Source organism: Sinorhizobium numidicum, from assembly GCF_029892045.1.
Classification (GTDB): Bacteria; Pseudomonadota; Alphaproteobacteria; order Rhizobiales; family Rhizobiaceae; genus Sinorhizobium; species Sinorhizobium numidicum.
On record NZ_CP120367.1, the window covers coordinates 462,302 to 474,369 of the forward strand.

General features: G+C 56.9%; 9 protein-coding genes and 5 pseudogenes. 4 read left to right on the forward strand and 10 right to left on the reverse strand.

Going from position 1 to position 12,068, the window contains the following annotated elements; translation table 11 throughout:
- Positions 1-146: 146 nt before the first annotated feature.
- From PYH37_RS02170 to PYH37_RS02180, 3 genes and pseudogenes are all read right to left on the reverse strand, one after another.
- Positions 147-1,652, reverse strand: a complete 1,506-nt coding sequence (locus PYH37_RS02170) for a M10 family metallopeptidase (RefSeq protein ID WP_280731827.1) — start codon at positions 1,650-1,652, stop codon at positions 147-149.
- A gap of 525 nt (positions 1,653-2,177) precedes the next feature.
- Positions 2,178-2,359: pseudogene (locus PYH37_RS02175) on the reverse strand (hypothetical protein); the annotation flags it as partial.
- 134 nt (positions 2,360-2,493) lie between these two features.
- Entirely contained in the window at positions 2,494-2,856 is a 363-nt protein-coding gene (locus PYH37_RS02180) for a hypothetical protein (RefSeq protein ID WP_280731829.1), read from the reverse strand.
- Positions 2,857-3,201: 345 nt separating this feature from the next.
- Between PYH37_RS02180 and PYH37_RS02185 the strand changes: the two are divergent.
- Positions 3,202-3,612: pseudogene (locus PYH37_RS02185) on the forward strand (ATP-dependent DNA ligase); the annotation flags it as partial.
- 285 nt (positions 3,613-3,897) lie between these two features.
- On the opposite strand, the gene PYH37_RS02190 reads toward PYH37_RS02185, so the two are convergent.
- A complete protein-coding gene (locus PYH37_RS02190) occupies positions 3,898-4,164 on the reverse strand; it encodes a helix-turn-helix domain-containing protein (protein WP_280731830.1) in 267 nt (88 codons plus the stop codon).
- Positions 4,165-4,296: 132 nt separating this feature from the next.
- On the opposite strand from PYH37_RS02190, the gene PYH37_RS02195 reads away from it, so the two are divergent.
- Positions 4,297-5,187, forward strand: a complete 891-nt coding sequence (locus tag PYH37_RS02195) for a LysR family transcriptional regulator (RefSeq protein ID WP_280731831.1) — start codon at positions 4,297-4,299, stop codon at positions 5,185-5,187.
- A gap of 110 nt (positions 5,188-5,297) precedes the next feature.
- Here the strand turns inward: PYH37_RS02195 and PYH37_RS02200 are convergent, their stop codons facing one another.
- On the reverse strand, positions 5,298-5,483 hold the full coding sequence (locus PYH37_RS02200; RefSeq protein ID WP_280731832.1) for a DUF3606 domain-containing protein: 186 nt from the start codon (positions 5,481-5,483) through the stop codon (positions 5,298-5,300).
- 272 nt (positions 5,484-5,755) lie between these two features.
- Complete coding sequence (locus tag PYH37_RS02205; protein ID WP_280731833.1) at positions 5,756-5,944, reverse strand: hypothetical protein; 189 nt, start codon at positions 5,942-5,944, stop codon at positions 5,756-5,758.
- Between the two features lie 389 nt (positions 5,945-6,333).
- On the opposite strand from PYH37_RS02205, the gene PYH37_RS02210 reads away from it, so the two are divergent.
- Positions 6,334-6,576 carry a DUF982 domain-containing protein gene (locus PYH37_RS02210; protein WP_280731834.1) on the forward strand — a complete coding sequence of 81 codons (243 nt, stop codon included), beginning with the start codon at positions 6,334-6,336 and terminating at the stop codon, positions 6,574-6,576.
- A 428-nt stretch (positions 6,577-7,004) separates the two neighbouring features.
- Positions 7,005-7,310: pseudogene (locus PYH37_RS02215) on the forward strand (aminoacyl-tRNA deacylase); the annotation flags it as partial.
- A 176-nt stretch (positions 7,311-7,486) separates the two neighbouring features.
- On the opposite strand, the gene PYH37_RS02220 reads toward PYH37_RS02215, so the two are convergent.
- The 4 genes and pseudogenes from PYH37_RS02220 to PYH37_RS32345 form a co-directional block, all read right to left on the reverse strand.
- A complete protein-coding gene (locus tag PYH37_RS02220; RefSeq protein ID WP_280731835.1) occupies positions 7,487-8,275 on the reverse strand; it encodes an FkbM family methyltransferase in 789 nt (262 codons plus the stop codon).
- Positions 8,276-8,627: 352 nt separating this feature from the next.
- Positions 8,628-9,077 carry a hypothetical protein gene (locus PYH37_RS02225; protein ID WP_342394631.1) on the reverse strand — a complete coding sequence of 150 codons (450 nt, stop codon included), beginning with the start codon at positions 9,075-9,077 and terminating at the stop codon, positions 8,628-8,630.
- Positions 9,078-9,462: 385 nt separating this feature from the next.
- Positions 9,463-10,175 (reverse strand): annotated as a pseudogene (locus PYH37_RS02230) (SOS response-associated peptidase).
- A 13-nt stretch (positions 10,176-10,188) separates the two neighbouring features.
- Positions 10,189-10,314 (reverse strand): annotated as a pseudogene (locus tag PYH37_RS32345) (hypothetical protein); the annotation flags it as partial.
- Positions 10,315-12,068: the final 1,754 nt, after the last annotated feature.

The following is a 12,068-nucleotide window of genomic DNA, read 5'->3' on the forward strand; positions in this document are numbered from 1 at the left end:
GGCGTGAAAGACGCTGTCGACAGTATGACGCTGCGCGTTGATCGCCTCATCGAGAATCAGGTGCAGAAGCGCACGACGAGAATAGGGTAGTTTTGTCCTCGGACAGCGGGTCCGGCACGACGTATTCCAGCGTGCCGGTTAGCCGTCTACAGCACGAAGTGGTCCTTTTCCAGCGTGATCGCGTCGTCAAGATAAATGGCGAAATCCGCGTTCTTGTCGCCGTTCACATCGCCGTAGATGTAAGTTCCGGAAGTGTCTTGGTCATAGCGCAATTCTCCCTTGCTGCCGCTAAAGGCGGCTGTTTCGACGAAGAGAAAGGCCTGATTGCTCCGACCTAGCTGGGCGTCGATCGCGGAGAGACTGATCTTGTCGGACTGCGAGGGCAGGAAGTCGTAGATCGTGTCACGGCCGGTCGAGGCGACGGTGCTCTCGGACAGCCTCTTGAACACAAACGTGTCGGCCCCCGTTCCGCCGCTCAAGTGGTCTGCTCCGCCACCTCCCAGTATCCGATCATTTCCGTCGCCGCCGCGGACCTTGTCCCTGCCGAGCCCGCCGTACAGTGCATCATTGCCGGAATCGCCGTTCAGCACGTCGCTGCCGTCGTTGCCCCAAAGCGTGTTGGCCGCCTGGTTGCCGGTGATCGTGTCTGCGGCCGAGCCTCCATTGACGTTCTCGATCAGCGAGCGCGTGTCGCCGTGATAGAGCAGCGCGTTGAAGATGTTGCCGGCGGCAAAGCCGTTGTTGGCGCCGCCGCCGAGCCAGGCGAGCTGGTCGACGCTCAAGGTCGAGGCCATACCCGGCCTGAGATCGATCTTGAGTCCGGTCGTGTAAGCCGTCAGATCGAAGGTATCGTTGCCGCCGCCGTCCCATATCGTGGCGAAGATCCGGTTGCCGCCCGGAGAGATGGCGGCCGCGCCATTGACGAGCGTGGCGCCGCTGCTGGGCGTCCATTTGTAGACCGAGTTGCCGCTGTTGGTCGTGAAGTCGGCGCCGTACATTTCCTGGAGCGCGGCGATGTCGGCCATCATGAAGGACTGCGGCGCGCCGTATTGTTCGTAGTAATAGCCGTTGGCGCCGACATAGCCCCTATAGGTCATGATCGAATATTCGATCGAGTCGTATTGGGCTGGCAGTGCGTTGAAGGCGCCCTCTACCTCATGGCCGTGCTTCAGCCCGAGCGCATGGCCGAGCTCGTGCAGCAGCGCATGCCAGGCGTAGTTGCCCGCGGCCGGCTTGCGGTAGTCTGCGACGGTGCCGGCATAGGCGGTGCCGAACCAGATATCGCCGGCCTGGTCATAGGCGCCGGGCATATAGGCGTAGGCTGTCTTCGGAACAGTCGATTGCGCAAAGCGGATGGTCGCGGTGGCAGCGCTTCCTGAAGTGAAGTTGGCATTGGTGAAGCCCTCGACGGAAAAACCGTCATTGGCGGCGGAACCGTAGGACTGCTCCACGCCGAAAAGCGCGGCGTTTGTCTGCGCTTGCGATATCGCGGCGAAACCGCTGTCTTTCTCGCCGCCGTAGCTGTAGCTGCTGCCCGATGTCGGAAAAGCATAGGTGACGGTGCTGTTCCAGGTCAAACCCGACAGCACGCCGTCGATCAGGTCGTTGCCGGTCGGGTTTACAGTTTTGAGGGTCTTACCGGTGCCGCTCATGCGAAATTCCCAATTGCGAAGCTCAAGGCCATTGCTTCGGTTCCAAAAACGCGAATCGTGCTAGCGACGATAGGGCCCAGTACCTACTATTGCCGTAACGGTTCAGTAAGATTGGAGGGAATTGTGCCGTTTCAGTGATCTCAGCAGCGCGCGATTCACGTTGTCCAATCTGCTGTCTATCTGCAGCGGAAGGCTTTTCTGGCTGCACTACACGTCGCCATCGAACGCGGGTCTTAACGCCAGACATGCGGACAGTCCATTAGACCCAGTGGACTAGACATATGCCTTGACGGGCAACCCAATATCTTTCGCAACCCACATTCTCGCCCGCGCGATGCCATAGGCGAACCTGCGGTCGAACTCGTAGACGTTTGTTTGTTTGACGCCGACTGAGTCCTCACCGATTGACTGGCAGTTGGAGATTGCTGACATTGGGAACGGCTCTCGCGGGCTCACGCTCCACGGAGCCTTTTCCCGTCGCCAATATTGCTCGGCGGGATCGCGCGCCTCTCCCGAAAAAGATGAATTCCGCAGTTGTGCCTCATGGCGCGACTTCCATTCCGGCGTGTGTTCGAAACAGAACCAGTTCGGCTCGGACGTCCCAACCGCAAAGCCGAACAGGCCCACTTCTTGCATCCGGGGTGCTCGCCGTAGTGAAGATACGGCGCGGCCTCGTGATGCGGCCTCGCGCCATTCTCGTCACTCATGTTCGGTCCTCCATCGCGAAAGCTATGTGGTAACGGATCCGCGTCAACCTCCGACAGCTTTCTTGCCGCCACTGCCGAATTGCGCTTCGAAGGCTGCCTCTCCCAGTTGGGTTGGGCCGTCGAGCCGACATGTTTCAGTCGCTCAAAGCGGTAGCGACACAGCAATGCCGACGAAATCTGCGCGGCAATTCGGCTGCGTGCGGCTTCGCCTTCAGCCTGCTGCGGTCGCACGCCTCAATGCGCAGTTCCATCGGCACAGCCGAAAGAGCGCGCGGCACGAAAGTGGTCATCGCAAGGAAGCGGTGGACCTGATCGCCATCCCAGATGGCGAATGGGGCAAAGGATTCCGCCATTTTTGCCGCAAGTTCCTCCGGGCCCCGCACTTCGACCGTGCGTCCGTACTGATCCCGCCCCGCAAAGGCTCGCCGTTCACTTGGCTTCAACGCAGCTAATCTGACGGCGATGAGGATTTTGATCTCGTCTTCGAGCGTTCGCATGGCGCACCCCTATGAACCGCATGAGCGGTATTCCTGCCCCTGAATTTCGGAAATGGCGCGCCGCATCGCCGATGGATGTTCTTATTATGTTCTCATGCTCTTGAGCGTCAATCCAGCGATTTTCGGAATCCGAAATGCTGCCATTTTTAACGGTACTAAACGTACAAGTTTCCGGTGTAACCTTCCTTCGTCACGGCGGTTTCTTGGGTAGTGCACCAGCAGTGACAACTTGGACGCGCCGCCGGTCTTCCAAGCTGCGTAAGGCCGGCGGCAGCGCTGGGCGACACGCGGATTAAAGACAGCGGGAGTCCGCGTCGATTCCCAGGCCTTGTGCGTTATTGGCGCTTGGCCAAAGCATCCTCGAAGAAAGCCACCCGAACGCCTTTGCCCGACCCATGGCGAGTCGTGTCGATCCTTGATTGGCGATGCTAGTCGACAGGCCGCCAAAAGGGCTGGACTGGGTCTTTGAGGGGAAATGGGACGCCTACCGGATCGCGGTGCACATCGAGCCTGATCGCGCGTGCGGATACTTACTCGTGGGGGCTATGACTGGACAACGAAATTCCCCGCCCTCGCGGCCGAGGCAAACTGAAGACCGCCATTCTCAACGGCGAAGCGGTAATGCTCGGCAGCCAGGGCCGCTCCGACTTCGGCATGCTAGGTCGCCGGCCTGCCGCGCATGAACCGGATGAAATCATCCTTTACGTCTTCGATGTCCTTTATCTCAACGGATGCGATCTGCGGCGTCTGCCTCTGAACGTCTTCATTTCGAGTACATGATGCGGGACGGCGAAAATGACGTTACCTGGTTGGACACCTGGAGCGGTCAGGCTCGGCTTCCGCTCGCGGTGCGCTTTCGCTCAGCATTGTCGTAAAAGATCACGCTGTTGAGATCTCGCGAACAATATCGCTTACCGGCAGATGAGGCTAGATAATGACTTGCCCGCTCGTTACTCATCGACTGCACTGGTTCTGAGGCTCGCCCTCGCGTGATATCAGCGATGCCGCTAATGTCGCGAGGCGTATTCGAGCCCTGAGCGTCTACAGTTTCCTCGGCTTCCTCCCGGACCGCAGAGGTGCAGGACGTGAGGCTTTGTCGTCCACTTCGGTGAACAATTCAGAGACATTTACGTCCATAACACGCGCGAGTGCCTCGAGCGCGGAAACGGTGACGTTCTCCATGCCGCGCTCAATTCGGCCGACATACGAGCGATCGATGTTCGCCTCCAAGGCAAGGCGCTCCTGAGAGAGGCCCCTGCTGACGCGGAGCCTGCGCAGATTCCAGCCGATGGTTTGCCTGATGTCCATGAGACACCATGCGATATTGGCGGCTTGACAATCGACGGACTGTCAGTCCCTTAATATGCGCTAAGGTGCTGGGAAAAACTGCTGGCTTAAGTGGGTTGGCTGGTCCCATTACCCCGATGAGGACACACGATCATGGAACTGCGTCAGCTGAGCTATTTCGTTGCGGTTGCCGAGGAACTGCATTTCGGTCGGGCGGCGGCACGGCTGCATATCGCCCAGCCGGCGTTGAGCAATCAGGTGCAGGCGCTGGAGAAGGAACTCGGCGTCCAGCTCCTCACCCGGACGACGAGACGGGTGGCGCTGACCAGGGCAGGGGAGGTGTTTCATGATCGCTGCATCAGGATCCTAAGAGATGTCGATCTCTCCACCGAGGCGACCCGCTCGGTCGCCGGCAAGAACGTCAAGAAGATCAAGATCGGCACCATCTACCCGGCGACCATCGGCGTGCTGCCTTCCTTTCTGGCAAGGATCGCGAGGAAATATCCGGAGATCCAGTTGCACATCTCGAGCGGCTCGACCAACGACATCATCCGGAGTATCGAGACGGGCCAGATCAATCTCGGCTTCATCCGGCCGGTCGAAAACATCGGCGCCTTACGCTTCTTCTCGATCGCGCAGGAGCGCTATCTGTTGGCGGTGGAAAAGCAAAGCGCGCTTGCCGCTCAAAGCGAGATCGGCATTGACGATCTCAGAGACCAGAAGATCATCTCCTTCTCCAGGGCCAACCTCTCCTACACCGAGCGCTACTTTGCCGAGAAGTTCGAGGAGCACGATCTGACGAAAAACATCGCCTATAGCTGCGACGACACCTTCTCGCTCGTCTCGCTGGTCTCCGCCGGTCTCGGCATCGGCTTTGCGCCGGAATGGACGCAGGACCTGCCGAACCGTAATTTCGAACTCAGGAGGGTGCGGGGTGTCGATTTCCGGGTCGGGCTAGGGGTTGCGTGGAACAAGGAGGACCCGACTGCAGCCCGTGACGACATCATTGACATTGCACGGTCGCTCGTGAGACCGGGCAGGTGAGGGGAGCTCCACGAACTAAAACGGAGCAGCTTGCCGGCGGCGGTTCCGGATTCCGCCGCTTTCGAGCGGCGCTATACTAAACTCCTGCGGCTGCCTTTCTTCAGTCAAGCTCAGGTCGCCTTCAGCGTCTCAGCCAGCGCATTCGCCTTCTCGCGCGAGTTGCCCGCTTCCTTGATGATCTTGCGTGCCTGGTCATCGGTGAGCTTGTGCTTTCTCTTGAAATAGCTCAGCTCGTGCGGCTGCTCAGATGCGACGCGCTGACGATCGCGGCCGACGGATTTCTTGTTGTCTGGCATATGTTCCTCCCTCGTTGGCGGAAATAAACGGTGCGGGAGGAGATAAGTTCCACCTCTGGTTGGAGCATGCGAGGCTGATCGGATGGTCGGTGTCCTAGCTCGGGCTGAGGAACCACCGCCGGTGGAATGGGTGGCGCCTCATCGCCTGGGCTTAATGCTAGGATACTCAACACGAGAGCGATGAGTATGCAGATAAGCACTAGGAAGGCGATGCCGGCTTTGTCCATTGATCATCATGGTGATGTGAATGTGAAATATTAGAGGCTAAGCGGTTACTCTTCCCAAAGCATTTCCATGATCTCGTCAGGTGGCTCCTGAACCTTGAGCATCCCGCAGGCCCCGCTATTTGGCGCGAAGGTGACGAGAGTGGTGCGCCGCTGCCCCTCTACCCGCTGGAAGTGCGTAACAGTGTCCATGTTGATGAAGATCGGTCCATTGTTGTCGTGCAATTTGAGCCACACAGGGGCGTCCTCTCTAATTAGCGGTTCATTGAGATATAGCACAGGTGCGCGGCCAGGACGGCGACACGCTGCACGGTGCAATTCTCCTAGCTGTAGCCCTTATGGTGCACGATGCGGGTTCCCGGGAGGCCCGCCCGTCCCTGACTGTTCCCAATCCGTCACAGCAGAACGCATGTTCCTCATCCAATTGGGTTTAGACAGAGCCCCTTGGGCGCTTTCCGTACTCCGGGCGGTCCGTCCTCGTTCGAGGATATTTCAAATTTTTCTGAATTTCGACGTAGCCCAATCTAGGTAGCGATTGGAGGGGTATGCCTCATTCGTCTACCTGTCATGACGGTGTCAAGAACCCTCCCTAAGTGTTCAGGCCCAAATGTCCCGGGAGGGGAAAAATGGCAAACGTTCGTTTTGACCGCGCTGTTTACATTCAGCGTAAGCATTTCATCGACGAAATCACAGACCTCGACGAGGTGCTCGACTATCTAGAAAGTTGGCCGAAAGAACGACGAGATCTGTCATATGACACGCTGCTGAAGGCGTGCCGTGACTCTGCCGGCGGACGGTTTCCGCTGAGCGCCGTGCGCGAGAATTTTCGACGTTTTGTCAAGAAGGCCGGCATGCTGGCTGAAATGTAAGTTCCAAGCTTCGCTACGACGCAGGCTTTCTCGACACGTCAAAGATTACAGGCCGCCACCGGAGTTTTGCCACCCGGACATTTTTATACACCGTGATCGTTGACGAGGACGAGCGCGCCATGCGGTCGAGAACCGTATCAACGCCGCGGTCCGTCATTGCCAGATTGGCAAGGTCCGCCCGCAGCGCCGCGGCATTGGAAGGCTGCCAGCCTCATAGTCTGGTGCTCTATCCAGCTGAGCTACGGGTGCTTCGATTTAAGACGCTGATTTCCTTGTCACGCTTCGATTGAACACTGCTCCACCATCGTGCCAAGACCTATCTTGGTGTGACACGATTGTGACCGATTAATCCGCAAAAGCTACCTTGGTGTCCCCGTTCAGGCAAGGAAGGGTGCCACCTTTATTTCCCGGATTTTAAATGACGTTTTCTGGCCGTCGTGCCGGCCACGCACCGGGTCGAGCTCTCCACCTTGCAGGACGTCATGCACAGGCGTCTTGGCCTTGCCTCGGAGGAAGAGGTCAGCACGCTCTTCTCCGATTGCGACATCGGCGCGGTTCCGCCCATCGGATCGGCCTATAGCATACCGGTCATCCTCGACGAAAGCCTCGACAAGGCCAGCGACATCTATTTCGAAGGCGGTGACCACAGGACGCTGGTGGATATGAGCGGCACCAATTTCCGCAACCTGACGAAGGATGCGCAGGTCGCTCGATTCAGCCATCCGAGCTATTAGCGGGCAAACCGGTCGAGTTGCCGACAGCGTGGGACTGACGCTTCCGCGGCATTACGCGACGCGAGAAATCGCGTGATCGCGGAGTGGTAATTGCATCCGTGGGAGAAGAATGGCGCGCCGGACGAAATGAAACTGGGCACCGCTATGTCATTGTAGCTGCTTTATAATTCCTCGTCCTAACGGCTGACCAGAAGCGCCCGTACATCCAAATCCTCGCGGGGAATAAATAGATAGTCACACTCAACGCGACTTTCTACGCAATAGGCGCGGCTTGGAAAGCTTCCAACTGGAATGAGATCACAGACCGCTAGTTTGTCATGTGACTTTTTGAGTCGTAGAACGGCGTACGCGAGATTATCAAGAAAATCCAGCAAATCATTATTTCTATTTGTATGTAATTCTCGGTCGGCAGCTACATCTCTATCAAGAACTTCACATATAATCCATGGGCGATTTATAGTTATGGAATCACGCATCCCCTGCAGCACCATCAATTCACCCCCTTCTACATCAATTTTTATTACTCCTATTTTGTCACTAAACCCAGCATCTTTCCAAAGATCATCAAATCTATATGCAGGAATGAAATCAACCTTATTTTGTTTTTTGGGACGGAAATCAGCAATCAGTGTTGCTCCTGAATCAGTAGCAATATTAGCGTCTCTGTACAGCTTTAGTATTGAATTTGAATTTGACAACGCAACAGGTATAATAAAACAATTCCCACAATTGTTATCATTAATTAAACGCCAAACTTGTTTCGCGCAAATGGTTATTGGTTCAAAGCCAATATATTTTACACGGGATGTGGCCGCGCGATAGTCAAGAAAGGTTTGCCCGACGTTGGCGCCAACGTCGATGAACGCTCCGCCTCGCAACTCCAGCGTGTCGCTTATGAGTTTTGTCTTCCAGTCAGGCCGCCAACGCGCGAGTTCTGCAGTTTCGGTTTCGACATGAATGTGCATTAGCTCGTCCCCGACGCGCATTCTGACAAGACGAGCCGAGATCAACCTCGTCCTAAGTTCCGTGGCCACCCTTCCATATCCTCGAACGGCAACCCCCTTGAACCCTTCTCTCATGTATGCACTTCGCACTCCGGCAATGAAATTCATATCCCGGCCCCCTGAATGATGGCGAGCATCGCAAGCTCCGCTGAAATCCTATCAAACGAAACAGCCAAGGCAGCTTCCGCCTCTTACGCCTTTAGGGGGGCGAATCGTAAAACGTAAGGTGAGCAGCAGTCATTCGCGAAGGGACGTAGCACCGACCTTCGGATACATCCAGGCTACCGCCGATGGTGCCGAGCAAGAAAACGTGTCAAACGGCGCTGTGCCGTTCCGACGGCCCATCAGGGTCTGTCGACCGACCACTTCTCGGTCGACGGCACACTGATCGAGGCGTGGCCCGGCCGTAGGTACCCGGCATATAGGTATAGGCGGTCTCCGGGACATTCGATTGCGCGAAACGGACCGTCGCACTGGCGACGTTGCCGGCAGCGAAGTTGGCATTGGTGAAGCCCTCGATGGAAAAACCGTCATTGGCGACGGAACCGTAGGACTGCTCCATGCCGAAAAGCGCTGCGTATTGCTGCGCCGCCGATATGGGGTTGAAGCCGCTGCCTTGCTCGCCGCCGTAGCTGTAGCTGCTGCCTGACGTCGGAAAGGCATGGGTGATGGTGCTGTTCCACGCCGAACCCGACAGCGCGCCGTCGATCAGGTCGTTGCCGGTCGGGTTTACAGTTTTGAGGGTCTTACCGGTGCCGCTCATGCGAAATTCCCAATTGCGAAGCTCAAAGCCATTGCTTCGGTTCCAAAAACGCGAATCGTGCTAGCGACGATAGGCCCAGTACCTACTATTGCCGTAACGGGTTCAGTAAGATTGGAGGGAATTGTGCCGTTTCAGTGATCTCAGTAGCACGCGATTCACGTTGTCCAATCTGCTGTCTATCTGCCACTGAGAGCGGAAGGCTTTTCTGGCTGCACTACACGTCGCCATCGAACGCGGGTCTTAACGCCAGACATGCGGGCAGTCCATTAGAGCCAGTGGACTAGACCTGTCGCGCGGCCGGTAATCGGATCGGCAGCACGCGCAGGATGAGAGGGAACGATCGCCAGAAGCAGGATCGCGACAGCAGGTAGGCAACGGAGAAACTTCATAGAGTGGGTTCAATCGGATCGAGGTATCGGGCATGTCGTTCTTGGGTGATCCGACCTTCCTGTCAATGGCCCACATCGTCATCGGTTCGGCCGGGAAGGGTTGCATCAGATCGAAGGGGTCTGGCTCCGGCGAAAGCCAGCGCGCGTAATCCTCGCGCTGCAGGATTACTGGCATCCGGTCGTGGATTGTCGCCATCATTTCGTTCGGCGGGCAGGTGATGACGCAGAAGGTGCGGATATCCTCATCCGTCTCCGGGTTGCGCCAGGTGTCCCATATGCCGGCCAACGCAAACGGCTCGCCCGATTTCATGGCGATGGCGTAGGGCTGCTTGTTCTTGCCCGTGCCGTAAATGTCCTTCCATTCGAAGAAGCCATCGATCGGAATCAGGCAGCGCCGGCTGCGGTAGGCGTCCTTGAACATGCCGCTGGTCGCGATGCCTTCGCAGCGGGCATTGACCGGAGGCGGCCGGCTGGGCTTTTGCTCCTTGATCCAGTACGGAATGAGACCCCAGCGTGCGCTGATGAAGACCGGGCCGAAGAGGTCGGGTTCACGGATCACGCCGCGGATGATGATCGGATAATCGAGCGACGGTGCGCCGTTATAGCGCGGGAACTGGTTTGCCAGACCCTCGACGCCTTGGCGCTGTGCGAAAGAGAACTCGCGCAGCAGTCCTTCCAGATTGGTCTTGATATAGATGCGTCCGCACATAGCTTTCCCTCTCTCACCCAAACAAGTCGGTGCCGCCGGCGTCAGTTGCGCAAGTGCTCATAGTTGGGACGACCACCCGCTGTCGCCATTCCGGCCGGTGCTCGAAACAGAACCAGTTCGGCTTGGCCTTCCCGGTCGCAAAACCAAAGGCGCCCCACTTCTTGCATCCGGGGTGCTCCCAGTAGTGAAGATACGGCCCGGCCTCGAAATGCGGCTTCGCGCTTGTTCGTCACTCAACAGATAACTCCTCGAGGAAAGCCCTCATTCTCAAATCTTTGGGGGTTCGCGCATTGATCCATTGTTCTCTGTTTGTTCTTACGTTACCGCACCGCCATGGTCGAGACAATTGGCGAAGCTTTCAGCCTAGGATGGAAACTTAAGGCGCGATGCGCGTACGGCAATCGTGAGGGAATGAAGTCTGTCCGTCAATGCGTCTGGACTTATGACCTCGATATGCTGACGCTTGTCGCCACGCGGGGCAGAGACTTCCCACTTTCGATCGTTGCCAGTCGTCTTCGCTGTCCCCGGTGCGGTTCAAGGTCGGTGACCGTCGTCTTCATGCCCCCGTCGGACAGCGACAGGCGGAGAGGGGCTGCGTGAGGGGAAGAAGCGCTGGCAGCGTTTACGCAAGGCCACTGTCATCCCGCCGTAACAAACAAGACGCTAAATTAGCATCCCGCACACATAAGACTCGGCCCCCCTAAACCGGAGAGGGCCTTTCTTTTGTTTGCTAATCTGGAATATCGCGAAGCGGCTTCCGTCTCGGCTTCGGCTCCGGCGGTTGACTTGATGACCTGCTCCCACCACGTCTGGATCACTGGTGATTGGGTAGCCATAGCCCTTTAAGCGCACGCGCATGATGCCATTGTCGTCTACCCAAATGACCTCGCCGCGCACGAGCACGTCATCCCCTTTTTCTATCTTTTTCGCATTGCGGCCACCAGACGAAAGACGCGCACAACCTAGACAACGAACAAGAGGGCGCCAGTATAAGCTCGCATGATACTCCAGTCTCGGCCCTCTCCCTTACCGGAGGGGGCCTTTTTGTTGATTAATCTGGAAAATCGCGGAGCGGCTGCAGCAGTCCAAGAAAACCAGCCACCGAGGCGAAGGAAAGTTGAATATTCGTAACAACTTTTGACCTGAGCTAATAATCCGATTTGCGCTACAATGCTTTACACTATACCAACGAGAAACCCCTAAAAATGCATTGCCTCATCCAGCTTTAGGTGTAATATCCGTTCTGCGCGGGCGCAACCTTTAAGTATTGAGCGATTTTTGCATGGAACGACTTGAAATCGTATTGCCATGTCAGCGATTTATATTGTGCGACTTGGGGTTGGATGAAATGAACCCTGACCGGTACCGGTCAGGACTCTCATTTTGGTGCGCCGCACCCACCTACGCGTCGATGATCTCGCGAGAGCTTCTCACTCCGCAATTCCCGTCGAGGCTGGGCTGTCCGCGGAGCGATTCGAGGGCGGTGACAGTCGTGTTCATGCCGCCGTCTGAGGGGACAGGCGGCGAGGGGCGGCTTAGGTACGATGGAAGAGAAATCGATCTAGTCTCAATGAGTTAGTCGACAAATCGGCCGGATCTGTCACAATGACGATAGCCAGATTATTGGCCTAAACTCTATGAGCCCGCTGGCCCCTCCCTGATATCGCGGGCTCTTGCTTCTTCCCGATACCGGCTCCTCAAGCTGCGGCTTTGAGTGTTTCTCGCAGAATGGCGGCCCACCTGATGCCATCTTGATAAAGAGCTATGATGCCTTGCGGCCTTTTCGCAAGTCCGTGCGTTAATGGCGCATGGCAAAACGTCATCGAAGATACCTACCCGCTCGATAAGCCCTCCCGATAGATCATGGCGCCCTAGCGCGGCATTTAAGGGCGC

What these genes read in the sequence shown, in the direction of transcription:
- PYH37_RS02170 (WP_280731827.1), bottom strand. Translation starts at nt 1,652, where the DNA reads ATGAGCGGCACCGGTAAGACCCTCAAAACTGTAAACCCGACCGGCAAC.
- PYH37_RS02180 (WP_280731829.1), bottom strand. Translation starts at nt 2,856, where the DNA reads ATGCGAACGCTCGAAGACGAGATCAAAATCCTCATCGCCGTCAGATTA.
- PYH37_RS02190 (WP_280731830.1), bottom strand. Translation starts at nt 4,164, where the DNA reads ATGGACATCAGGCAAACCATCGGCTGGAATCTGCGCAGGCTCCGCGTC.
- PYH37_RS02195 (WP_280731831.1), top strand. Translation starts at nt 4,297, where the DNA reads ATGGAACTGCGTCAGCTGAGCTATTTCGTTGCGGTTGCCGAGGAACTG.
- PYH37_RS02200 (WP_280731832.1), bottom strand. Translation starts at nt 5,483, where the DNA reads ATGCCAGACAACAAGAAATCCGTCGGCCGCGATCGTCAGCGCGTCGCA.
- PYH37_RS02210 (WP_280731834.1), top strand. Translation starts at nt 6,334, where the DNA reads ATGGCAAACGTTCGTTTTGACCGCGCTGTTTACATTCAGCGTAAGCAT.
- PYH37_RS02220 (WP_280731835.1), bottom strand. Translation starts at nt 8,275, where the DNA reads ATGCACATTCATGTCGAAACCGAAACTGCAGAACTCGCGCGTTGGCGG.
- PYH37_RS02225 (WP_342394631.1), bottom strand. Translation starts at nt 9,077, where the DNA reads ATGAGCGGCACCGGTAAGACCCTCAAAACTGTAAACCCGACCGGCAAC.